This is a genomic window from Burkholderia sp. MSMB1826 (assembly GCF_001526325.1).
GTDB lineage: Bacteria > Pseudomonadota > Gammaproteobacteria > Burkholderiales > Burkholderiaceae > Burkholderia.
This window is the reverse complement of record NZ_LOYN01000010.1, coordinates 456295-477963: the sequence shown is the minus strand read 5'-3', so window position 1 is coordinate 477963 and position 21669 is coordinate 456295. Positions and strand designations below refer to the sequence as shown.

Genomic DNA, 21669 nt, shown 5'->3' with positions numbered 1-21669 from the left:
GGCAGCGTGCAGGCCGCGTTCGGCGCACGCGGCGCGGGGCGGGCGACCGGAGGAGGCGGCCGAATCTTTTACGGCTGGCCGTTGGTCGCCTTTTTGACAATCCGGTGACGCATTCATACGATGAACGCCTGCCGCGCGGTATCGCGCAGCTTGACCCGCCAGCGGAGGTTTTCAGCGTGCCGATTCCGGTTCTGTTCGCCGTTCTGTGCGCGGCGTTCCTGCACGCGTCATGGAATGCGCTGGTGCGCAGCAGCGGCGACCGGCTGCGTTCGGCCACGGTGCTGCAGATCGCGATCGGGCTGTTCGCGCTGCTGTTCCTGCCGGCTGCCGCACCGATCGCGCCGGCGAGCTGGCTGTGCGTCGTCGCGTCGGCCGTGATCCACGTCGTCTATACGCTGCTGCTCGTCCGCGCGTACGAACACGGCGACCTGAGCGCCGCATATCCGGTCGCGCGCGGCACGGCGCCGCTGCTCGTCACGCTCGGCGCGGCGGCGTTCGCGGGCGAGCGCCTGAACGTCGGTGCGCAATGCGGGCTCGTGCTGATCTGCGCGGGCATCATGGCGATCGGGCTGGAACGCCGGCGCGGCGCGAAACACCGGATGACGCAAGTGCTGCCGACCGCGTTCGCGACGGGCGTGTCGATCGCCGCGTACAGCGTGGTCGACGGAATCGGGGTGCGCGAGAGCGGCAGCACGGTCGGCTATACCGCGTGGATGTTCGTGCTGACGGGCGCGCTGATGGCCGCGTACTACAGGCTGCGGGCGGGGTCGCTGCGGTTGACGCAGGCGGTCGGCGAGACGGCGAAGGCCGCATGCGGCGGCGTGTTCGCGGCGCTCGCCTACGGCATCGTGATCTGGGCGATGGATCGCGCGCCGATGGGGCCGGTGTCGGCGCTGCGGGAGACGAGCGTGGTCTTCGCGGCGCTGATTGCGCGCATCTACCTCGGCGAGCGGCTGACGCCGCGCCGGGCCGCCGGTTGCGCGGTGATTGCGGCGGGAGCGTTGTTGATCGGTGCGTTCGAGGCGGCGAGCTGAACGCATCGGCCCTGCGCGCCGGGCGCGTCAGCTTTCCACCGGCATCGCGCTCGTGCACTTGATCTCGTCGAGGCACACGCTCGAATGCACGCCGCTCACGCCGGGAATGCGCATCAGCGTTTCGAGCAGGAACGTCGACAGCCCTTTCAGATCGTGCGCGACGACTTTCAGCACGTAGTCGATGTCGCCTGTCACCGAGAAACATTCCTGAATCTGCGCGAGATCCGACACGAGTTTCTGGAACTTCGACAAATCGCGGATATGCCCACGCTCCATCGTCACGTGCACGAACGCGGTGACGCCGAAGCCGAGCGTATCGGGGCACAGCCGCGTTTCGTAACGGCGGATCGCGCCGATCTCCTCCAACCGCCGGTGGCGCCGCAAGGTCTGCGCGGGCGACAGGCCGACCGCCTTCGCCAGGTCGAGGTTCGACGCGCGGCCGTTCTCCTGCAACACCGACAGCAAATGGCGATCGATGCGATCGAGGACCGGTTCAGGCATTTTTGTTTCCTCATCTGTCTCCTGGATGCAATCTTATCTCATAATGTAGGGTTTGCATGAGCGGGTTACGCAACCCGATTTCGCCGTCGCAACGCTAAACTGACGCCGGATTTTCGTGTGCGGCCGCAGCAATGCGGCGTGGGCAACGAGTCGGCGGTCGATCTGGCCGCCCGCCGACGCGAATCGGACGCCCCGCGCGAGAATTGCAGTCCCCCAACTCGGCGGCTCCACGAACGGCCGCCGGCACAGCAAAACAGCGCCCGGCACACCGAGGCGCGCCGCACCGCGTCAGGCGGAGGCGGACAGAGTGGAGAAGACATGGTTTCTGGAAACGAGAGCGACGGCCTGAAGCGCGGGCTGAAGAACCGGCACATCCAGCTGATTGCGCTCGGCGGCGCGCTCGGCACGGGGCTGTTCCTCGGCATCGCGCAGACGATCAAGATGGCCGGCCCGTCCGTGCTGCTCGGCTATGCGGTGGCCGGCATCGTTGCGTTCTTCATCATGCGCCAGCTCGGCGAGATGGTCGTCGACGAGCCCGTCGCGGGGTCGTTCAGCTATTTCGCGAACAAGTACTTCGGCCACTTCACCGGCTTCCTGTCCGGCTGGAATTACTGGGTGCTGTACATCCTCGTCAGCATGGCCGAACTGTCCGCCGTCGGGATCTACGTGCAGTACTGGTGGCCGGGCGTGCCGACCTGGGTGTCGGCGCTCGTGTTCTTCGTCGCGATCAACCTGGTCAACCTGACCAGCGTGAAATCGTACGGCGAGACGGAATTCTGGTTCTCGATCGTCAAGGTTGCCGCGATCGTCGGGATGATCGGCTTCGGCGGCTGGCTGCTCGCGAGCGGTCACGCGGGGCCGGAAGCGACCGTGCGGAACCTGTGGCAGCACGGCGGCTTCTTCCCGAACGGCGTGTCGGGCCTCGTGATGTCGATGGCCGCGATCATGTTCTCGTTCGGCGGGCTCGAGCTGGTCGGCATCACCGCGGCCGAGGCGGACGATCCGAAGCGCAGCATCCCGCGCGCGACCAACCAGGTCATCTACCGTATCCTGATTTTCTACATCGGCGCACTGGCCGTGCTGCTGTCGCTGTATCCGTGGGAGAAGGTCGTCAGCGGCGGCAGCCCGTTCGTGCTGATTTTCCATGCACTGAGCAGCAACCTGGTCGCGAACGTGCTGAACGTCGTCGTGCTGACGGCCGCGCTGTCGGTCTACAACAGCGGCGTGTACTGCAATAGCCGGATGCTGTTCGGCCTCGCGCAGCAGGGCAACGCGCCGAAGGTCCTGTGCTCGGTGAACAAGCGCGGCATCCCGCTCGCGGCGCTCGGCGCATCGGCGCTCGCGACCGGCGTGTGCGTGCTGGTCAACTACTTCATGCCGGGCAAGGCGTTCGAGGTGCTGATGGGCCTCGTCGTGTCGGCGCTGATCATCAACTGGGCGATGATCAGCCTGATCCACCTGAAGTTCCGCCAGGCCAAGCAGGCTGCCGGGGAGAAGACTTCCTTCCGCAGTCTGGGCTATCCTTTCACGAATTACCTGTGCCTGGCATTCATGGCCGGCATTCTCGTCGTGATGTACCTGACGCCGGATCTCCGCCTGTCGGTGTACCTGATCCCGGTATGGCTCGCGGTGCTCGCGATCGGGTATCGCTTCCGTCAGAAGAATGCGGGCTTTGCGGTGCACGACGGCGTTTCCGCCCGCTGACGCAGGCCACGACCGACCCTTCTTCCAAACGAGAACGACTCAAGCCATGTTCGAACACATCGACGCGTACCCGGGCGACCCGATCCTGACGCTCAACGAGAACTTCCAGAAAGATCCGCGCGATCGGAAGGTCAACCTGAGCATCGGCATCTATTTCGACGCCGAAGGCCGGATTCCGGTGATGGGCGCCGTGCGCGAAGCCGAAACCGCGCTGCAGCGCGACAGCGGCCCGAAGCCGTACCTGCCGATGGTCGGCCTGGCCGCGTACCGCGACGCCGTGCAATCGCTGGTGTTCGGCGCCGATCACCCGGCCCGCGCGGCCGGCCGCATCGCGACGCTGCAGACGCTCGGCGGCTCGGGCGCGCTGAAGGTCGGCGCCGATTTCCTGAAGCGCTATTTCCCGGATTCGCAGGTGTGGCTCAGCGACCCGAGCTGGGAAAACCATCGTTTCATCTTCGAGCGCGCCGGCTTCACGGTGAACACGTACCCGTACTACGACGAGGCGACGGGCGGCCTGAAGTTCGACGCGATGCTCGCGGCGATCGACGCGCTGCCGGCGCGCAGCATCGTGCTGTTGCACGCGTGCTGCCACAACCCGACCGGCGTCGATCTCGACGAAGGCCAGTGGGAGAAGCTGATCGACGTGATCGAGGCGCGCGGGCTGCTGCCGTTCGTCGACATGGCGTACCAGGGCTTCGGCGCGGGCCTCGACGCGGACGCGTTCGCGGTGCGCGAGCTGGCCCGCCGCGGCGTGCCGACGCTCGTCGCGAACTCGTTCTCGAAGAACTTCTCGCTGTACGGCGAGCGCGTGGGCGGCCTGAGCGTCGTCTGCGAAGACGCGGCCGCGGCCGACCGCGTGCTCGGCCAACTGGCCGGCGCCGTGCGCTCGAACTACAGCAACCCGCAAACCTACGGCGCGAAGGTCGTCGCGGCCGTGCTCGGCACGCCGGCGCTGCGCAAGCAGTGGGAAGAGGAACTGTCGGCGATGTGCCGCCGCATCGCGCGGATGCGCCAGTCGATCCACGACGGCCTGCGCGACCACGTGAGCGGCGAAGCGCTCACACGCTACGTGAAGCAGCGCGGGATGTTCACGTACACGGGCCTGACCGAATCGCAGGTCGACGCGCTGCGCGAGGTGCACGGCGTGTACATCCTGCGCTCGGGCCGGATGTGCGTCGCGGGCCTGAACGACTCGAACGTCGGCATCGTCGCGGACGCGATCGGCCAGGTGCTGAAGAGCGGCGTCTGAACGCGGCGCGGCGGCGCGCCGCGCACGATGCGGAACCGGCTGTATCCCGTCGCGGGAGCAGCCGGTTTTTTGTTGGGCAGCCGTCATGTGCGGTGCCCGGCTGACGTACGCGCAGGCGCGGCGGTACGATCACGGGAACGCATGCACGACAGAGGAGCGACATGGGCATCCGGATCATCCAGCTCGGCACGCCGCGTGCGGCCGGCGAAGGCCTGCGGATCGGCACGGTGCGGCGGCCGCCGCGCGGCGTACCGAAAGCGGAATTCGCGTCACGCAACTACTATGATGTATGGTTGCCGACGCTGTCGCCGAGCCCCGAGCTCGTCGCGCTGGCACAGGCCGCCGAAACCGACGCCGAATGGAAGGCGTTCAAGCGCCACTTCCGCGCGGAGATGGCGCACGGCGATCCGGCGAAGGTGCTGGACCTGCTGGCCGCGCTGTCGGCGACCACCGCGTTCTCGATCGGCTGCTACTGCGACGACGAGCGCCATTGCCACCGCAGCGTGCTGCGCGAGCTGCTCGCGGAGCGCGGCGCGGCGATCGAGCCCGACGCGGGCTGAAGCGGCGTCGGGCGGCCGCACCGCGATCGTGCGGTGCAGCGAACCGGTTGACGTGGGTCAAGCGCGCGGTCGCGCGCACCACTATGCTCTCGTCATGGAGCCATCGCGACGATGACAGGCCGACAGATGCACATCACTTTCCCACCCGAGCCGCCGGAATACTGCGCGCGCGACCTGGTCGTCGCGTTTTCCGCGCTGGTCGACGGGCGTTGCGTCCAGTGCGCGGTCACCGCCGAGGCGCTGGAAGACCATTTCGGCGCGCGCTCGCTGCTCGAACGCGATCTGCTGAGCGCATTCGACGCGCACCGGCCGGCCATCGAGGCCATGGCACGACGAATGCTGGAGGAAATCGGCGGCCGGCCGGTGCTGCTGCACAGCGGGCACTTCCGGCTCGAAGGCTGATACCGCAGGAGGGCGCATGACACTGCAGGGCAACATTCACGAACGCGACTGGTCGGTCGAAGTGGAGACTCGCCCGTGCGAATCGGGCGAGTTCCGCTGCCGCGTGTCGGTCGAGCACGGCGCCGGCGCCGCGCGGTTTCATCATACGTTCGAGCACAGCCACGCGTATCCGACCGAGCGCGAGGCGATGATCGAAGGGTTGCGGGCCGGCATGACATGGATCGAGATGAAGGCGTCGCAGACCTTCAACGTATGAACAGGTCCGCGCGGCGAAGCGCGGGCAGACGACCGGCCGGCCGCGATCGAAACATGCGCGCCGCGCCGCGGGAAACACCCGTGCCGCCGCATCGCGAGGCGGCCGGCACATGCAAGGCGGTCGACGAGCGGGCGGCCCCGTCAGGAGAGACGACATGGGCGTGGGCATGCAGATCGCCTGCCTCGGATTCACGGGTTCGGCAGCGCTCGAGGCCGAAGCCGGCGCGCAACTGGTGCGGCTCGAACGGTTTCGCGCGTGGATCGACGGCTGCCAACTCGCGATCGAATCGCGCATGGCGGCCGATGGGGCGTGCCTGTACGACGTGCGACTCGACCTGACGATGCACGGCGCGGTGCGCCGATCGCTGCCGCCGTGCGTCGGCGCCGACGTGGACGATGCGCTGCGCCGCGCGTTCGCGCAGGCCGAACAGGCGCTGATCGCGTGGCAGGCGGGCGCCGCAACGGCGGCGCTGCGCGACGTGGCGGCGGGCGACGCGATCCGGTAATGCCGCGCCGGCCGTCGTGCCCCCGTACGTCAGACCTGCGCGAGCGCTTGCGCGTCGATGATGCGCACGCGCTTGCCGCGCGTTTCGACGAGCGCTTCGCGATGGAACCGCGAGAACATCCGGCTGACGGTTTCGAGCTTCATCCCGAGATAGCAGCCGATTTCCTCGCGCGTCATCCGCAGGTTGAATTCCGTCGCCGAATAGCCGCGCGCCTCGAACCGCGACGACAGGTTCAGCAGGAAATGCGCGACGCGCTGCTCGGCCGACATCGTGCCGAGCAGCAGCATCTGGCTCGATTCGCGCACGATTTCGCTGCTCAGCATCTGGTAGAGGAAGTGCTGCATCGGCTTCATTTCGCGGCACGCGGCTTCGAGCGCGCCGAACGGGATGATGCACACCACGCTGTCTTCCAGCGCGATCGCGTCGCAGCAGTGCTGGCCGCCGCCGATGCCGTCCATCCCGAGCGTTTCGCCGGCGATCTGGAAGCCCGTCACGTGCTCGCGGCCGTCGCGATGCATCATCACCGTCTTGAACGAACCCGCGCGCACCGCATAGATGCTCTGGAACGGATCGTCGGTGCGAAACAGCGCGTCGCCCTGGCGAATCTGTCGCGTCGTGCAGATGATCGCGTCGAGGCGGCCGTATTCGGCGGCCGTCAGGTGCGGCGGCAGGCACATCGAGCGCATCGCGCAGGCCGAGCAGCGGGCGGCCGGATGCTTGACGGCGTCGGCGCGCGCGGCCGGGCGCAGGGCAATCGTGGGCCGGGATACGACGGACACGTCGGCGGCGCAGGCGTTGGCGGTGGACATGAGTCGCTCCGGCTCGTCAGGGGCGGTGCACGCGCGCGTGCACCAGGGATTCGATGACACGGCACGCGGCGTCGAATTCGACGGTCTTGTCGAAGAAATAGTCGGCTCCCGCCGTCGCGCATGCCTCCCTGAATGCCGGCGCCGAGTGATTCGTCAGCACGATCGTGACGATGCGCGGCGCGGCCTTCGACAGCATCCCGATCAGGTCGAGGCCGCTGCCGTCCGCGAGCCGCACGTCGACGATCACCACGTCCGCGCGACTGCTGCGGATATGCGTCCACGCGTCGTGGCCGTCTTCCGCTTCGCCCACGACGACGACGCCGCGGATCGCGCCGACGAGCAGCGCGATCCGCCGGCGGACGGCGACGGCGTGATCGACGAGGAACACCCTGAGCGCGGCGGGTGACAGGCTGGCATTCATGCCGGCAGTATCGTGTTGCGCCGCCGAAATTGGAATCGGCCGAATTGGAACTTCGTGTAGGCCGCTTCGACACGGTGTAGGGCGTTTCCTACACCGCGTACGGGAAACCGCCGGCGTGGCCCGGCGACGCGATGCCGCGCGAACGATCGCGCGTCCGGGTCAGCCGGCGCGGCGCGCGGCCAGCGCGTCGCGCGCGGTGCGGCACGCGGCCAGGTCCCACGCGGCGCAGCCGACGCTCTTGAACAGCAGCGGGCCGCCGCCGGCGAACGTGCCGTTCAGCACGTCGGCGAGCGACGCGACGTGCCGCCAGTCGACCTGCGCAACGATCAGATCGCCGGCTTCGTGGCGCGCGCCGGCCGGATCGTCGACGACGAGCCGGCTGCCATGCACCGTGCTCGCGTCGATCTCGGCGGCATCCGCGGTGAACGCGCCGACGCCGACCACGAGCCGGCCTTCGCGCGCGGCTTCGCGGTAGACGGGCGTGCGGCTCGTCGTCAGCGTGACGACCACGTCGATCGCATCGGGAACCGCGTCGCCGTCGAGCGGCGCGAGTCGCGGCGCATGCGTGCGGTGAGCGGCGCAGAAGGCAGCCGCGCTGTCCGCTGTCGTGCCGCGCACGCGAAGGCGCGCTTCCGGAAAGATCGCCGCGAGCGCTTCCGCGTGATTGGCCGCCTGCTTGCCGGTACCGATCAGCAGGATGTCTTGGGGCGTGGCGCCATGCAGCGCCTGGATGCCGAGCGCGGTGATCGCCGCCGTGCGGCGGCCGGTGACGGTCGGGCCGTCGAGCGCGAAGCGCATTGCGCCGGTGGCGGCGTCGTACGCGGTGACCTGGCCGAGGATCGTCGGCAGCCCGCGTGCGCCGTTGCCGGGACACACGTTCACGAGCTTGTGGCTCGCCAGGTCGTGGGCGCTCGACGGCATCGACAGCATCACGCCGCCGCCTTGCAGCGGCACGACCAGGCGTTCGGGGCTGACGATGTCGCCCGCCGCATACTCGACGACCGCTTGCCTGAGCGTGGCGAGCAGCGCCGGGTAGTCGAGCAGGGCGGCCGTGTCGGCTGCGTCGAAAACGGGAATCGGGGAAGAGGCGGTCATCGTGTACGTCGTGGGCGTCGGTGAGCGTGAACGGCGGACGCATGCCGCGCCCGCCACGGGTCTGCCGGATACCGTGACACCGGGCAGTGTGGATCGAATCTATACCACTTGCTGGCGCGCCGGCAACCCAGAAAATAAAGCGCGTCGTGGATTTTGGTTCTAATATCCGGCCAGAAGGCTCGCCGCTGCCGCACTGGCCGCGCCGCTCCGGTATAGTGCGAACCCATTCCAGATCCACGCCCCGAACGGGCAGGAGCCATACGATGATGTCCGCGCGTCCCGACTCACTCGAAGGCGGTTTCAGGCCGCTGCAGATCTACGAGCAGGTAGCCGAAAAGATCCGCGACGAGATCCGCGCGGGACGCTACGCGGCGGAATCGCGGCTGCCGTCCGAGCGCGAGCTCGCGGCGCTGTTCCAGGTCGGCCGGCCGGCCGTGCGCGAAGCGCTCGGCGCGCTGCAGAACGAAGGGCTCGTGTTCACGAAGCGCAATTCGGGCACCTACGTCGTCGCGGCGCCGCTCGACGTGCTCGCGCAGCGCGGCGACGCGCACACGGCGTCCGAGGCCGACTTCAGCCCGACGTCGACGCTCGACGTGCGGCTGATCCTGGAGCCCGCGATCGCGCGCCTCGCCGCCGCCCATGGCCGCGCCGACCCCGGCGCCGAGCGCTATCTCGCGCAGATGGAAACCATCACCGACGTCGACGATCCGCACCAGCGCGCGCTGTGGAACGAGAGCGACCGGCTGTTTCATCGACAGCTCGCGCTGATGACCGGCGATGCGCTGATCGTGAAGATCGCGGACGAAGTCGCGAAGACGATGGACCAACCGCTGTGGAAGCGGCTGAAGGACGACGGCATCTACGACGCGGGCCGGATCCGGCTCTACGTGTCCGAACACCGGCTGATCTACGAGGCGATCGTGTCCGGCGACGCCGATGCGGCCGCATTCTATGTCGAACAGCACATTCGCCGCGTGCGGCGCGATATCGCGCCGAAGTAGCACGTCCGAGTGCGGGCCGATCTGGTCTTTAAATTGACCAAAATGTCCGAAATTATTTTGAAATTGCTTGCGGTGTGACCACGCATGTCCTACATTGGTTTCACACAAAACCAATCAGGAGACATCATGCGACACCTCACGACCGCGCTCTCGGTGGCTGCTGCCGTCGGCGCGCTGACTTCCGCGCACGCGCAGGAAGTCGTGACGATCGGCCATTCGGCGCCGCTGACGGGCCCGCAGGCCGCCAACGGCAAGGACAACGAAAACGGCGCGCGGCTTGCGGTGGACGAACTCAACAAGGCCGGCGTGAAGGTCGGCGGAAAGACCGTTACGTTCAAACTGGTTTCGGACGACGATCAGGCCGATCCGAAGGCCGGGGTTCAGGTCGCGCAGAACCTCGTCGACAAGGGCGTCGTCGCGGTGCTCGGGCCGTACAACTCGGGCGTCGCGATTCCGGCCTCGCGCGTGTATGCGAACGCCGGCGTGCCGATCCTGCCGGTCGCGTCGAACCCGGCGCTCACGCGGCAGGGCTTCAGGAACATCTTCCGGATCGGCGCGAGCGACGAGCAGCTCGGCGGCACGATGGCCACGTTCGCCGCGAAGACGCTGAACGCGAAAACCGCCGCCGTGATCGACGATCGCACCGCGTACGGGCAGGGCGTCGCCGAGCAGTTCATGAACGTCGCGAAGGCGAACGGCATCAAGATCGTCGACCAGGAATACACGAATTCGTCGGCCACCGATTTCCTCGGCATTCTCACCAAGATCAAGGCCGCCAACCCCGACGTGATCTTCCTCGGCGGCTATGCGGCGCAGGGCGCGCCGATGGCCAAGCAGATGAAGCAGCGGGGCTTGCGCGCGAAGCTGCTCGGCGGCGACGGCATCTGCTCGGCCGACATGGGCAAGGTCGCGGGCGAGGCGGCATCGATCGTCTATTGCGCGCAGGGCGGTGTCGCGCTCGAGAAGACACCGGCCGGCCGCGAATTCCTGAAGAAGTACCACGACGCCTATCACACGGATACGCAGGTCTACGGCGTCAATTACTACGACGGCGTGAAGCTGCTCGCCGACGCGATGGTCAAGGCCGGCACGACCACCGACAAGGCGAAGCTGATCGCGCAGCTCGCGAAGTCGAACTACGCGGGTGTCGCGGGCACCTATTCGTTCGACGCGAACGGCGACCTGAAAGGCGCGCCGACCACCGTCTACGTGATCCGCAACGGGCTGCCCGCACCGTACGCGAAGTAATCGCCGCACCGCCCGCCGCCGGACGGCGGCCGCGCCGCCGTCCTTCGTTTCAACGCATTCGATCGACTATGAAAATTTCCCGATCCCTTTCCACCGTCGAAGTCCACACCGGCGGCGAGGCGTTCCGCATCGTCACGAGCGGGCTGCCGCGGCTGCCCGGCGACACGATCGTCCAGCGCCGCGCGTGGCTCAAGGAGAACGCCGACGAGATCCGCCGCGCGCTGATGTTCGAGCCGCGCGGCCATGCCGACATGTACGGCGGTTACCTGACCGAGCCCGTGTCGCCGCATGCGGATTTCGGCGTGATCTTCGTGCACAACGAAGGCTACAGCGACCATTGCGGCCACGGCGTGATCGCATTGTCGACGGCCGCGGTCGAACTCGGCTGGGTGCAGCGCACGGCGCCGGAGACGCGGGTCGGCATCGACGCGCCGTGCGGCTTCATCGAGGCTTTCGTCAAATGGGACGGCGAACATGCCGGGCCCGTGCGCTTCGTCAACGTGCCGTCGTTCATCTGGCGGCGCGACGTGTCGGTCGACACGCCGTCGTTCGGCACCGTGATCGGCGACATCGCGTATGGCGGCGCGTTTTATTTCTATGTCGACGGCGCGCCGTTCGACCTGCCGGTGCGCGAATCGGCCGTCGAAAGACTGATCCGCTTCGGCGCGGAAGTGAAGGCGGCCGCGAACGTGAAGTATCCGGTCGTGCATCCGGAGATCCCGGAAATCAACCACATTTACGGCACGATCATCGCGAACGCGCCGCGCCACGCGGGTTCGACGCAGGCGAACTGCTGCGTGTTCGCGGATCGCGAGGTCGACCGCTCGCCGACCGGTTCCGGCACCGGCGGGCGCGTCGCGCAGCTCTACCAGCGCGGGCTGCTCGCGGCGGGCGACACGCTCGTCAACGAATCGATCGTCGGTACGGTCTTCAAGGGGCGCGTGCTGCGCGAAACGACGGTCGGCGACATCCCGGCCGTGATCCCGGAAGTGGAAGGCAGCGCGCATATCTGCGGGTTCGCGAACTGGATCGTCGACGAGCGCGATCCGCTCACGTACGGATTTCTCGTGCGCTGAGCCGCAGCGCCGGTCGCGCCGCCGTCGCGTCCTCATCGCGACCTCGTTGCGCGGCGTTCAGGTTGTCGTACCAGGTTTGGCGCGTCGTTCCGGTCGCGGAGCGCGCGCCTTTTTTGCGTCGGCGCCGTCGCGAAGCGGCACCACGTGCGCCGGCCCGACGCCGCCGCAGGTCGGGCGGCCGCGCGAGTTTGGTACGATGCAGCCTTTTCAGCCGAGCTCCACCCGCGTGAATCGCCGAAACGTGTCGTCAGTGCGTGCCTTGTGTGCCAGATGGGTCGCGCGCGCCCAACCTGTCGCGGCCGCCGCCGTCGCGCGGGTCAAGCCCCTCGCCGCCACCGCGTGGCACCATGTCCGCCACCCGACGCGCCGCGGCGTGCTGCTCGCGGCCGCCGCCGTGCCGGCGCTGTTCGCGGCGTACGTGATCGTGCTCGTTCCGTTTACGCCGGGCATCGGCGACATCCGCAAGGCGCGCGTCGACCAGCCGGCGCAGGTGCTGTCGGCCGACGGCAAGCTGCTGGCCGAATTCAAGCCGTCGAACCGGGAATGGGTGCCGCTCAAGCAGATCTCGCCGCACATGGTCGACGCGCTGATCGCGACCGAGGATCACCGCTTCAATGAGCACCACGGCCTCGACTGGAAGCGCACGGCGTCGGCCGCGCTCCATACGTTCTCGGGCAGCCGCCAGGGCGGCTCGACGATCACGCAGCAGCTCGCGCGCAACCTGTATCCGGACGAGATCGGCCGCGCGCCGACGCTCACGCGCAAGGTGAAGGAGGCGATCACCGCGCTGAAGATCGAGGCAGTCTACAGCAAGGACCAGATCCTCGAGACCTACCTGAACACGGTGCCGTTCCTGTACAACGCGTACGGCGTCGAGATGGCCGCGCGCACCTATTTCGACAAGTCGGCCGACGAACTCGACGTGCTCGACAGCGCGACGCTCGTCGGGATGCTGAAGGGCAACAGCTACTACAACCCGGTGCTGAACCCCGAGCGCGCGCTGCAGCGGCGCAACACCGTGCTCGGCCAGATGGTGAAGTACGGCAAGCTGTCGCCCGCGCAGTTCGCGCAGTTGCAGCGCCGGCCGCTGCGTATCGACTTCGAACGCCAGAAGGAGCCGCCCGGGCCGGCGCCGCATTTCGCGCAGCAGTTGCGCAAATGGCTGATCGCGTGGGCCGACCGCAACGACTACAACATCTATTCGGATGGGCTGATCGTGCGCACGACGATCGACTCGCGCCTCCAGCAGATGGCGACGCAGGCGCTCACGCTGCAGGGCAATCAGCTGCAGGGCATCGCGAACAACGCATGGAGCGGCCGCGACGGCTGCGGCACCGACAACGAGGTGTTCCGCACCTTCATGCGCGAATCGCCCGAGTACAAGGCCGCGCAGGACGCCGGCAAGGACGACGCGGCGGCGATGAAGCTGCTCGCGGCCGACCGCGGCTTCCTGCGTGCGCTGTGCAAGGCGAAGACCGACGTGCAGGCCGGCTTCCTCGCGATCGATCCGCGCGACGGGCAGATCCGCGCGTGGGTCGGCAGCCGCGACTTCACCCGCGAGCCGTTCGACCACGTCGCGCAGGCGCGGCGCCAGCCGGGCTCGACGTTCAAGCCGTTCGTCTATGGCGCCGCGTTTGCGAGCGGGATGAAGCCGGACGACACGTTCATCGACCAGCCGGTCGAGATCCCGTTGAAAGGCGGCGAGATCTGGCGGCCGAACGACGACGTGCCGCCGACGGGCAAGCCGATGACCTTGCGCGACGCGGTCGCGCTGTCGCGCAACCGGATCACCGCGCAGGTGATGGAGAAGGTCGGCCCGGCCGCCGTCGCGCGGCTGGCGCGCGACATGGGCGTGCGCGAAAGCCCGCTCGAACGCGTGCCGTCGCTCGCGCTCGGCACGAGCCCGGTCACGCTGAAGGAAATGGTCGCGTCGTACGCGACGATCGCGAACGGCGGGCTGTACGTCGAGCCGCAGATGGTCACGCGCATCGAGAATCGCCAGGGCGACGTGCTCGCCGAATACGCACCGGCGCCGCCCGAGCGCGCGCTCGATGCCGAAACCGACAAGATGCTGCTCGACGTGATGCGCGATGTCGTCACGCGCGGCACGGGCGGCAGCATCCGCACGCGCTTCGGCATCCGCGGCGACGTGGCCGGCAAGACCGGCACGACGCAGGACAACGCGGACGGCTGGTTCATCCTGATGCAGCCGGGCCTCGTCGCCGGCGCGTGGGTCGGATTCGACGACGGCCGCGTGACGCTGCGCAGCGACTACTGGGGGCAGGGCGCGCACAGCGCGCTGCCGATCGTCGGCGATTTCTTCCAGCGCGCGCAGCGCGCCCGGATCGTCGATACGAAGGCGAAATTCGATACCGAGCCGTCGCCGGGCTGGTTCGCGTCGCTGCGCGAGCGCGCGACCGACCTGTTCGACACGTGGTTCCCACCCGAGCCGAAGAAGGCGCCCGCGCCGGTCAGGACGCAGCGTATCGAGCGCCCGGCCGACGCCGACGAGGGGGCGGCGTCGGCGGCATCCGCCGCATCGGCGCCGGATGCCGCATCCGGCGGTATCGTCGAGGAATGGGTGCCGGCGTCCGAAGTGGCCGCGTCGGCCGCCGCGCTGTCGGCGGGCGCATCGCAACTGCAGCCGCAGCCGCAGCTTGCGCCGCCGCCAGCAGGCGCCAGTGCGACAAGTGGAGGCAGCGCCGGTATCGGCGTCGCCCCTTCGGCCGTGCCGGCTCCGTCGGCGCCGGCCGCGCCCGATGCGACCGGCGCTTCGCAGTAACGAAGCCGTGTCGCGGCATTTGGCGCGCAGGCGGCGATAATCGTCTGACGAAACGACTTATTCCCGCTCGATTGTACGGTTTCGGTCAACAGTGAATTTGCGATTTAAGTATTTACCCTGATAGTCGAGCCTCCTAGACTTCTACTCATGCGCAACGACATCGAGTCGGAAGCGCCTGACAAAACAATCCCGGAGGTAACGCATCATGAAATCGCTGATCAAGGCAGTTGCACTGGCCGCCCTGGTGGCCGCACCGGTCGTCTCGTTTGCCCAATCGAACCAGCAGCCGCTGACCCGCGCGCAAGTGCGCGCCGAGCTGGTCCAGCTCGAAAAGGCCGGCTACAACCCGAACGACTGGATGAACTATCCGGAAAACATCCAGGCCGCCCAGGCCAAGATCGCCGCCGCGCAGAACGCCGGCGCGCAAGCCGACGCAACCGGCTACGGTTCGAACCCGGTCGCGACGTCGCAGTCGGGCCAGCGCGCGGTCGTACCGGCCGTGAGCGACCGCTCGTCGGTGTACTTCGGCCACTAAACCAGCCGTCGTTTCGCGGCCCCGAAGGCCGCGGCTGACGTCGTATCGAGAAAGCCCGCACTCGGTTCGGTTCCGGGTGCGGGCTTTTCCATGATGCGAAGCTCAGCGATCCGGCGCAGACGACGAGCGAAATCGTCGGCGGGGCAATCCGATATTCGCCGACGCGGGGAGGTCTCTTCCCATGGGTTCGTTCTAGCAAGATCCGCGGGCAATCGACCACGACCACCCGTAGCACCCGAGTCCGTGATCGCGATGCATGCGCAATCGTTCCCGAGCGAGTCTTCGACTGCAGCCCGGCACCCCGCTGACAATCCGCCGCGCGTGCGCTAGCATCGCGGTCGACGTCGCCGCGCGTAGCGCGGCCCATCCACACGGGGCGCTGCACGGCACCGGGTTCCCGACTTCAACGAACAACAAGGAGCATCCATGCGTGTCTTGACCGGTCTGCTGGGCTCGCTGGCGCTGGTGGCGAGCGTCGCCCATGCGCAGGCGAATTGCGCGGACGCGACGGATCAGGCGGCGATGACGGCGTGTGCCGATCGCGCGTACAAGCAATCCGACGGGGAACTGAACCGGACTTACCAGGCCGTCACCGCGCGCCTGCGCGACGCGCGGCCGCTTGCCGACAAGCTCGTGAATGCACAGCGCGCGTGGATCGCGTACCGCGATGCCGAATGCCATTTCTCGAGCGCGAATGCCGAGGGCGGCAGTGCGTATCCGATGGTCGTATCGACCTGTCTCGACGATTTGACGAAAGCGCGTACCGAAACGCTGAAGGGCTATCTGTCCTGCGAGGACGGCGACCTCGCGTGCCCGGTGCCCGCGAAGTAACGATCACGCGCGGGCCCGAGCGGGCCTGCCCGACGCCGGCTACACGTCGCCGTTACACGTCGTCCGTTTCGTCGAGCAGCTTGTGCCGCATCGCGTAACGCACGAGCGCCGCTTCGTGCGGCATCTGCATCTTTTCGAGAATCCGGGTCTTGTAGGTGCTGACCGTCTTCGCGCTCACGCACAGCGCATTCGCGATCTCGGTCAGCGTCTGGCCGGCGGCGATCCGCCGGAACACGTCGAATTCGCGGTCGGACAGCCGCTGGTGCGGCAGCGTCTCGGCCGGCTCGTTCAGGCTCTGCGCGAACTGCTCGGCCATCGCGAGGCTCACGTAGACGCCGCCCGACGCCACTTTCGCGACCGCGCCGACCAGCTCCGCGCTCGCGCTTTCCTTCGTCAGATAGCCGGACGCGCCCGCGCGGAACGCGCGCACCGCGTATTGCTGCTCCGCGTGCATCGTCAGCACCAGCACGCGCAGCGCGGGCTTTTCGTCCTTGATCTGCTTGATCAGCTCGACGCCGTTGCGGCCCGGCATCGACAGGTCGAGCACGAGCACCTGCGCGGGCGTCGCACGCACCAGCGCGATCGTCGACGGGCCGTCGCAGGCTTCGCCGGCCACCTCGAACCCGGTGGCGTTCTGGAGGATGTGCCGCAGACCGTCGCGTACGAGCGTATGGTCGTCGGCGATGAGCACCTTGATCATGTGATGAGCGTGTCCTGTTGAACGGTGCCGAGCGGAAACGCGACGGTAATCGAGAAGCCGCGCGCGAGCGCGGTGTCGATCGTCACGGTGCCGCCCAGCATGTGTGCGCGTTCGCGAATGCCGATCAGGCCGAACGACTTGTCCTCGTGGGCCGGACCGCCGGGCGCCGCGCCGCGGCCGTTGTCGGCGACGCGCAGCACGCAAAAGCCTTCCTCGATGTCGAGCCGCAACGTCACGCGCGTCGCATCCGCATGACGCGCGACGTTCGTCAGCGCTTCCTGGACGATGCGGAACAGCGTGGTCGCGCCCGTACTGGTGAACGTGAGGCCGCCCGTTTCGATGTGACGCTCGACATCGATCCCGTAGCGGTTCGTGAAATCGTTCGCGAGCCATTCGATCGCGGGCACGAGGCCGAGATCGTCGAGCATCACCGGCCGCAGGTCGGCCGCGATGCGCCGCACCGACGCGACCGTCGCGTCGATCAGCCGCCGCATGCCTTGCAGATGCATCTGCACGCCTTCGTCGGGCTGCGCGCGGCCGGGTATGCGCAATTGCTGCTCGACGACCGACAGGTCCATCTTCAACGCGGTGAGCTGCTGCCCGAGGTCGTCGTGCAGCTCGCGCGCGATGCGGGTTTTTTCCTCTTCGCGCACGTTCTGCAGGTTCGCGGACAATTCGCGCAATTCCTCGCGCGATTGCTTCAGCGCGTTCTCGGCCCGCTGCCGCTCGGTGATGTCGCGCAGCATCACCGTATAAAGCTTGCCCGACGCGTCGCGGATCTGCGAGATCGATGCTTCGATCGGGAATTCCTCGCCGTTGGCCCGCAGCCCGAACAGCACGCGCTGGCGGCCCATCTGCCGCTCCGATACGCCCGTCACGCCGAACTGGTCGACGTGCTTCGCATGGGCGGCGCGGAACCGCTCGGGAATGAAGCGCGACAGCGGCGCGCCGATCGCCTCCATCGCGGACACGCCGAACACCTGTTCGGCCATCGGATTGAAGATCACGACCGTCTGCTTTTCGTCGATCGTGATGATCGCTTCCATCGACGAACGGATGATGCCCATCATCCGCGCCTCGTTGAGGATGCCGCGGCTGCTCGCGCCGGCGTCGGCGCGTCCGCGCAGCAGCGCATGGACGAGCGCCGCGAACCCGAAAGACGCGATCAGCCCGGCGGCGAGCACCGTGCCGGCCGCCCGCTGCGCGCCGGTCGCGCTTGGCCGGCCGTCCGCAGAATAGGCGAGCGTCAGCGGGGTGCCGCCGAAATTCAGCACGTCGGTGCGCCGCATCAGGTCGGGCGACGCCGACGCTTCGTCGGTCGTCGTCTCGACGCTGACGATCGCGCGCGAATCGCCGCCGGCGGTCATCCGCAGATCGATCCCGCGTTCCGCGTCGAGCGCGCGCTCGACCAGGCGCCGCGGGCTCAGCGCCGCGAACAGCATTCCGTCGGCGCCGGCTTCGCGCGTGCCGGACGGCGTGGCGGCGGCCAGCGGCGAGGTCGTCACGGGCAGGAACAGCGTCAGGGTGCGTGCGTCGCGGGAGGTGTCGTCGTCGGCGGGGTGGACGCCGAGCGCGATATCGCCAGTCCGCAGCGCACGCGTGAGCGGCGCCGCGTCGAACGCGCCGAAGCGCACGACCGGCGCGTTCGACGCGGGGGCGCTGAGCGTCGCTGCCGCGAGCGCATCGGCCGGCAGCGGCTTCGTGCCGGCCAGCGCGCCGCGCGCGGCGGGCGTCAGCGGCACATAGCCGATCTGCCGCACCGGCGAGCGGCCGCTGTCGAGATCGAGCGTCTCCGCATACCGGCGCCATTGGCCGGGCGTCATGTCCGGCACGAGGCCGAACGCGCCGCGCGCGCCTTCGAGCACGGCGGCGCCGGCCTGCAGTTCATGCCGCAGCATCGCGGTCACGTGCGTCGTGCGGCGTTCGAAACGCGTGTGAACGGCGCCTTGCCACTGCTCGCGCACCAGCAGCGCGACACCGAGCGACAGCACCGCGCCCGCGCACAGCGTAACGACGCCGGCCGCGAGTGGCTGGCGTAACATGATCTGAAGGCGCGTGGGCCCTCGGGCGTCCCGCGTCGGGGTTCCACTGGCGGTCATTCGATGGCCATTCTGTTGTTCGGACTACCCGGGGCACTCGGGCAGCGCGGCAAAACCGGGGGAAACTCGCACCGGCTGCATCCAACGATTATTTTCAAGATGAAATTGTGCGCGTTTTACACGTTTTTTGTAATGGGGTCGGTTGAAATTGCGGCAAAGGCGTGAACCAGCGGGCGCGCCGGCCGCGGTTGACGCGCGTCAACGCGCGCGCCAGCACGTGGGGCAGACTGTTCGACAGGCAAGCCGGCGCCGGGCCGGCTTGCGATGACGGGCCGTCGTTGCGCAACGCGCGACGCCGCCCGGTCGGAGGGACGGACCATGTACAAGCGGATTTTCGTCGGGCTCGACGGCAGCCCGAGCGCACGTCTCGCGCTGAACGAGGCGATCCGGATCGCGACGGCGTCCGGCGGCGAAGTGACGTGTGCGTACGTCGTCGAACATCGGCCGCAGCTCGTCGACGTCGACGCCGGCTTCGCCGCCGAGCGCGACGGCGATGTCGCCGCGACCGATGTGGCGACGCCGGTACTCGACGCAGCGAAAGCGATGCTCGCGCAGCAGCATGTGCGAGGCACGGTGCGCGCGCTCGACGCGTACGGCGAGGACATCGCGACGGTGCTGATGCGTACCGCGGCCGAAGCCGACGCCGACCTGATCGTGATGGGTACGAGCGGGCGGCACGGCCTGCGCAGGCTGTTGCTCGGCAGCGTGGCGGAATCGCTGCTGCGTGCAGCCGACCGGCCGGTGCTGTTGGTTCGGCACGACGAGGCGGGCACGTCGGCGGCTGCGTGACCGGCGCGGTACGGCAATGTACGGCGGGCCGATGCGGCACCAGCGCGCGCAGTTGGCGCGCTGCCGCACGGCATCCCGGGCGTCTTGCGCGAGCGGGTGTGCCGCGTCGTCGCGTCGCCCAACACAGCGCGGTGAGCCTCGTCGATACGCATCGCCGATGCGCGATTGCCCGTCCGCAGTTGCATCACGGCATGCAGTTCTGGCAGCATCGGCCGGTGTCCGCTCGATCGCCGCGCGCATGGCCGCGACGATCGACGCAGGGGCATCCGGCGGCACCCGGGCGCATGAATCGAATCGCGATCGGACGGTCGGCCGGATGCCGGTTTTCTCCCTTACCGACGTCATCTGCCATGCCGATTTCCGCGACCGACCTGATTCGCCAGTTCGACCTCCAGCCGCATCCCGAAGGCGGCTATTTCCGTGAAACCTACCGCGCGACCGAGTCGGTCGTGCGCCCGGCCGACGGCGCGCCGCGTGCCGCGTCGACCGCGATCTACTACCTGCTGTGCGACGGCGCGTATTCGTCGTGGCATCGCATCCGCTCCGACGAAGTCTGGCATTTCTACGCGGGCGATCCGATCGAAGTGTGGGTGCTCGACGCGCGCGACGGGCTGACGATCCACCGGCTCGGCAACCCGCTCACCCATCCGGGCACCGTGTTCCAGACGGTCGTGCCGGCCGGAAGCTGGTTCGGCGCGCGCTGCGCGTCGCCGCAGCACGTCGCGCTCGTCGGCTGCACGGTTGCGCCCGGATTCGAGTTCGCGGAATTCGAGCTGGCGGATGCGGCCGCGCTGGCGGCCGAGTTTCCCGACTACGCGGAACATGTCGCCCAACTCGCGCCGCGCTCCGACGTGTGACCGTCACGGTCGCGTCACGCCGCGCGCAAAGCCCGCGCCGCCGGCCGGTGTTCCGCGCGAGCGCGGACAAACCCGTTTAGAATGCGCATGATGCATCGGTCGATCGCGGACGTGCCGCGGCGGCCGTTGCGCCGCCGTACCGACGGCCCTGTCGCGCGGCCCGCATGTCTTCCAGGAGCGCCGCCGTGTGGCACTTTCCCATCGCTATTCCACCGTCGCTCGGCCCGTGGGCCGTGTTCGCGAGCGTGTTGATCACGCAGCTCGGCGTGCCGGTGCCGGCCGTGCCGATGCTGATTCTCGGCGGCACGATGGCGGCGATGGGGCAGGCGTCCTGGGTCAGCATGTTCGCGGCGGCGATCGGCGCGACGATGCTGGCCGATTCCCTTTGGTTCTTCATGGGCCGCACGCGCGGCCGGCGCCTGCTGAACGGCCTCGTACGCTTCTCGCTGTCGCTCGACACGACGCTGCGTTTCGCGCGTAACGTATTCGAAAGGTACGGCGCGCCGTTGCTCGTGCTGTCGAAATTCCTGCCGGGCCTCGGGCTCGTGTCGGCGCCGTTGCTCGGCACGACCGCGATCGGCATCGGCGTATTCCTGTTCTGGGATCTGGCGGGCGCGTCGCTGTGGGCGGCGTTCTGGCTGATCGGCGGCGCGGCCATTCACGACCAGATCGTCCAGTTCGTGCTGTGGGTGCGTGCGAGCGGCGGCACGATTCTCGACGCGCTTCTCGCGATCTTCATCACGTTCCTGCTGTACCGCTGGGTGCGTCGCGTGCAGTTCCGCCGCTATCTCGCGCAGGTGCGCATCTCGCCGCCGCAGCTCGTGGAGATGATGACGTCCGACGAACCGCCGCTGATCTTCGATGCACGTCCGAAGGCGATTCGCGAACGCGAGCCGTACCGGATTGCCGGCGCGGTGCCGGTCGATCTCGATTCGCCGGACCTGCTCGATCCGGAAGTGCTGAAACGGCCGATCGTCGTCTATTGCGTGTGCCCGAACGAGGCGACCGCGAAGCGGTTGATCGCGAAGATGCAGCGCAAGAAGATGATCCACAACATCCGGGCGCTGAAGGGCGGCCTCGATGCGTGGGAAAAGCACGGTTATCCGGTCGAGCCGCTGCCGGCTGATCTGGATTCGTCGCGGTATTTCGTGCGGCCGGAGCAGGGTGGGCTCAACGGCGAGTATACGGTGCGGGCGACGTTGTCGAAGTGATGCA

The 21669-nt window shown here is 68.2% G+C and carries 22 protein-coding genes; 16 read left to right on the top strand and 6 right to left on the bottom strand.

Features of this window, described 5'->3' with window-relative positions:
- Positions 1 to 176 precede the first annotated feature (176 nt).
- Entirely contained in the window at positions 177 to 1034 is an 858-nt protein-coding gene (locus WS95_RS04165) for an EamA family transporter (RefSeq protein WP_059822794.1), read from the top strand.
- A 27-nt stretch (positions 1035 to 1061) separates the two neighbouring features.
- On the opposite strand, the gene WS95_RS04160 is transcribed toward WS95_RS04165, so the two are convergent.
- Positions 1062 to 1535: an Lrp/AsnC family transcriptional regulator gene (locus WS95_RS04160; protein ID WP_006479071.1), complete on the bottom strand. Its 474-nt coding sequence runs from the start codon at positions 1533 to 1535 to the stop codon at positions 1062 to 1064.
- Between the two features lie 318 nt (positions 1536 to 1853).
- Between WS95_RS04160 and WS95_RS04155 the strand changes: the two genes are divergently transcribed.
- The 6 genes from WS95_RS04155 to WS95_RS04130 all read left to right on the top strand — a co-directional run bounded on the left by WS95_RS04155 (position 1854) and on the right by WS95_RS04130 (position 6211).
- Positions 1854 to 3239, top strand: a complete 1386-nt coding sequence (locus WS95_RS04155) for an amino acid permease (protein WP_059822451.1) — start codon at positions 1854 to 1856, stop codon at positions 3237 to 3239.
- Between the two features lie 46 nt (positions 3240 to 3285).
- Entirely contained in the window at positions 3286 to 4488 is a 1203-nt protein-coding gene (locus WS95_RS04150; protein WP_059783554.1) for an amino acid aminotransferase, read from the top strand.
- A gap of 161 nt (positions 4489 to 4649) precedes the next feature.
- The gene (locus WS95_RS04145) at positions 4650 to 5048 is read left to right on the top strand and encodes a DUF488 domain-containing protein (protein ID WP_034204867.1); all 399 of its coding nucleotides are present in this window, start codon (positions 4650 to 4652) and stop codon (positions 5046 to 5048) included.
- Between the two features lie 111 nt (positions 5049 to 5159).
- Positions 5160 to 5450, top strand: a complete 291-nt coding sequence (locus WS95_RS04140) for a DUF1488 domain-containing protein (RefSeq protein ID WP_034204866.1) — start codon at positions 5160 to 5162, stop codon at positions 5448 to 5450.
- 16 nt (positions 5451 to 5466) lie between these two features.
- Complete coding sequence (locus WS95_RS04135; RefSeq protein ID WP_006479066.1) at positions 5467 to 5706, top strand: hypothetical protein; 240 nt, start codon at positions 5467 to 5469, stop codon at positions 5704 to 5706.
- A 154-nt stretch (positions 5707 to 5860) separates the two neighbouring features.
- The gene (locus tag WS95_RS04130; RefSeq protein ID WP_059822449.1) at positions 5861 to 6211 is read left to right on the top strand and encodes a hypothetical protein; all 351 of its coding nucleotides are present in this window, start codon (positions 5861 to 5863) and stop codon (positions 6209 to 6211) included.
- Positions 6212 to 6240: 29 nt separating this feature from the next.
- Here the strand turns inward: WS95_RS04130 and WS95_RS04125 are convergent, their stop codons facing one another.
- The 3 genes from WS95_RS04125 to lhpI form a co-directional block, all read right to left on the bottom strand.
- A complete protein-coding gene (locus WS95_RS04125) occupies positions 6241 to 7020 on the bottom strand; it encodes a helix-turn-helix domain-containing protein (RefSeq protein WP_059822447.1) in 780 nt (259 codons plus the stop codon).
- Between the two features lie 16 nt (positions 7021 to 7036).
- Positions 7037 to 7441 (bottom strand): response regulator transcription factor, encoded by a 405-nt coding sequence (locus tag WS95_RS04120; RefSeq protein WP_059822445.1) that lies wholly within the window; start codon positions 7439 to 7441, stop codon positions 7037 to 7039.
- Between the two features lie 159 nt (positions 7442 to 7600).
- Positions 7601 to 8536 (bottom strand): bifunctional Delta(1)-pyrroline-2-carboxylate/Delta(1)-piperideine-2-carboxylate reductase, encoded by a 936-nt coding sequence (gene lhpI / locus WS95_RS04115; protein WP_059822443.1) that lies wholly within the window; start codon positions 8534 to 8536, stop codon positions 7601 to 7603.
- Positions 8537 to 8799: 263 nt separating this feature from the next.
- Between lhpI and WS95_RS04110 the strand changes: the two genes are divergently transcribed.
- The 6 genes from WS95_RS04110 (at position 8800) to WS95_RS04085 (ending at position 16009) form a co-directional block, all read left to right on the top strand.
- Entirely contained in the window at positions 8800 to 9537 is a 738-nt protein-coding gene (locus WS95_RS04110; protein ID WP_059822442.1) for a FadR/GntR family transcriptional regulator, read from the top strand.
- 126 nt (positions 9538 to 9663) lie between these two features.
- Positions 9664 to 10785 carry a branched-chain amino acid ABC transporter substrate-binding protein gene (locus tag WS95_RS04105; protein WP_059822438.1) on the top strand — a complete coding sequence of 374 codons (1122 nt, stop codon included), beginning with the start codon at positions 9664 to 9666 and terminating at the stop codon, positions 10783 to 10785.
- A gap of 68 nt (positions 10786 to 10853) precedes the next feature.
- Positions 10854 to 11861, top strand: a complete 1008-nt coding sequence (lhpH, locus tag WS95_RS04100) for a trans-3-hydroxy-L-proline dehydratase (protein ID WP_059822436.1) — start codon at positions 10854 to 10856, stop codon at positions 11859 to 11861.
- A gap of 196 nt (positions 11862 to 12057) precedes the next feature.
- The gene (locus WS95_RS04095; RefSeq protein WP_059822435.1) at positions 12058 to 14643 is read left to right on the top strand and encodes a penicillin-binding protein 1A; all 2586 of its coding nucleotides are present in this window, start codon (positions 12058 to 12060) and stop codon (positions 14641 to 14643) included.
- Positions 14644 to 14848: 205 nt separating this feature from the next.
- Positions 14849 to 15178, top strand: a complete 330-nt coding sequence (locus tag WS95_RS04090; protein WP_034204857.1) for a DUF4148 domain-containing protein — start codon at positions 14849 to 14851, stop codon at positions 15176 to 15178.
- Positions 15179 to 15604: 426 nt separating this feature from the next.
- Positions 15605 to 16009: a lysozyme inhibitor LprI family protein gene (locus WS95_RS04085; RefSeq protein ID WP_059822430.1), complete on the top strand. Its 405-nt coding sequence runs from the start codon at positions 15605 to 15607 to the stop codon at positions 16007 to 16009.
- 52 nt (positions 16010 to 16061) lie between these two features.
- Here the strand turns inward: WS95_RS04085 and WS95_RS04080 are convergent, their stop codons facing one another.
- Complete coding sequence (locus WS95_RS04080) at positions 16062 to 16709, bottom strand: response regulator (RefSeq protein ID WP_034204855.1); 648 nt, start codon at positions 16707 to 16709, stop codon at positions 16062 to 16064.
- Positions 16706 to 18808, bottom strand: a complete 2103-nt coding sequence (locus tag WS95_RS04075; protein ID WP_059822428.1) for a PAS domain S-box protein — start codon at positions 18806 to 18808, stop codon at positions 16706 to 16708. The genes WS95_RS04080 and WS95_RS04075 overlap by 4 nt, the downstream gene beginning before the upstream one ends.
- 318 nt (positions 18809 to 19126) lie before the next feature.
- Between WS95_RS04075 and WS95_RS04070 the strand changes: the two genes are divergently transcribed.
- From WS95_RS04070 to WS95_RS04060, 3 genes are all read left to right on the top strand, one after another.
- A complete protein-coding gene (locus WS95_RS04070) occupies positions 19127 to 19597 on the top strand; it encodes a universal stress protein (RefSeq protein ID WP_059822426.1) in 471 nt (156 codons plus the stop codon).
- 350 nt (positions 19598 to 19947) lie between these two features.
- Positions 19948 to 20454, top strand: a complete 507-nt coding sequence (locus WS95_RS04065; RefSeq protein WP_034204852.1) for a cupin domain-containing protein — start codon at positions 19948 to 19950, stop codon at positions 20452 to 20454.
- Between the two features lie 185 nt (positions 20455 to 20639).
- Positions 20640 to 21665 (top strand): DedA family protein/thiosulfate sulfurtransferase GlpE, encoded by a 1026-nt coding sequence (locus tag WS95_RS04060; protein WP_059822425.1) that lies wholly within the window; start codon positions 20640 to 20642, stop codon positions 21663 to 21665.
- Positions 21666 to 21669: the final 4 nt, after the last annotated feature.

Coding starts and splice junctions, on each gene's coding strand:
- WS95_RS04160 (WP_006479071.1), bottom strand. CDS start 1,535: ATGCCTGAACCGGTCCTCGATCGCATCGATCGCCATTTGCTGTCGGTG.
- WS95_RS04155 (WP_059822451.1), top strand. CDS start 1,854: ATGGTTTCTGGAAACGAGAGCGACGGCCTGAAGCGCGGGCTGAAGAAC.
- WS95_RS04150 (WP_059783554.1), top strand. CDS start 3,286: ATGTTCGAACACATCGACGCGTACCCGGGCGACCCGATCCTGACGCTC.
- WS95_RS04145 (WP_034204867.1), top strand. CDS start 4,650: ATGGGCATCCGGATCATCCAGCTCGGCACGCCGCGTGCGGCCGGCGAA.
- WS95_RS04140 (WP_034204866.1), top strand. CDS start 5,160: ATGACAGGCCGACAGATGCACATCACTTTCCCACCCGAGCCGCCGGAA.
- WS95_RS04135 (WP_006479066.1), top strand. CDS start 5,467: ATGACACTGCAGGGCAACATTCACGAACGCGACTGGTCGGTCGAAGTG.
- WS95_RS04130 (WP_059822449.1), top strand. CDS start 5,861: ATGGGCGTGGGCATGCAGATCGCCTGCCTCGGATTCACGGGTTCGGCA.
- WS95_RS04125 (WP_059822447.1), bottom strand. CDS start 7,020: ATGTCCACCGCCAACGCCTGCGCCGCCGACGTGTCCGTCGTATCCCGG.
- WS95_RS04120 (WP_059822445.1), bottom strand. CDS start 7,441: ATGAATGCCAGCCTGTCACCCGCCGCGCTCAGGGTGTTCCTCGTCGAT.
- lhpI (WP_059822443.1), bottom strand. CDS start 8,536: ATGACCGCCTCTTCCCCGATTCCCGTTTTCGACGCAGCCGACACGGCC.
- WS95_RS04110 (WP_059822442.1), top strand. CDS start 8,800: ATGATGTCCGCGCGTCCCGACTCACTCGAAGGCGGTTTCAGGCCGCTG.
- WS95_RS04105 (WP_059822438.1), top strand. CDS start 9,664: ATGCGACACCTCACGACCGCGCTCTCGGTGGCTGCTGCCGTCGGCGCG.
- lhpH (WP_059822436.1), top strand. CDS start 10,854: ATGAAAATTTCCCGATCCCTTTCCACCGTCGAAGTCCACACCGGCGGC.
- WS95_RS04095 (WP_059822435.1), top strand. CDS start 12,058: ATGCAGCCTTTTCAGCCGAGCTCCACCCGCGTGAATCGCCGAAACGTG.
- WS95_RS04090 (WP_034204857.1), top strand. CDS start 14,849: ATGAAATCGCTGATCAAGGCAGTTGCACTGGCCGCCCTGGTGGCCGCA.
- WS95_RS04085 (WP_059822430.1), top strand. CDS start 15,605: ATGCGTGTCTTGACCGGTCTGCTGGGCTCGCTGGCGCTGGTGGCGAGC.
- WS95_RS04080 (WP_034204855.1), bottom strand. CDS start 16,709: ATGATCAAGGTGCTCATCGCCGACGACCATACGCTCGTACGCGACGGT.
- WS95_RS04075 (WP_059822428.1), bottom strand. CDS start 18,808: ATGACCGCCAGTGGAACCCCGACGCGGGACGCCCGAGGGCCCACGCGC.
- WS95_RS04070 (WP_059822426.1), top strand. CDS start 19,127: ATGTACAAGCGGATTTTCGTCGGGCTCGACGGCAGCCCGAGCGCACGT.
- WS95_RS04065 (WP_034204852.1), top strand. CDS start 19,948: ATGCCGATTTCCGCGACCGACCTGATTCGCCAGTTCGACCTCCAGCCG.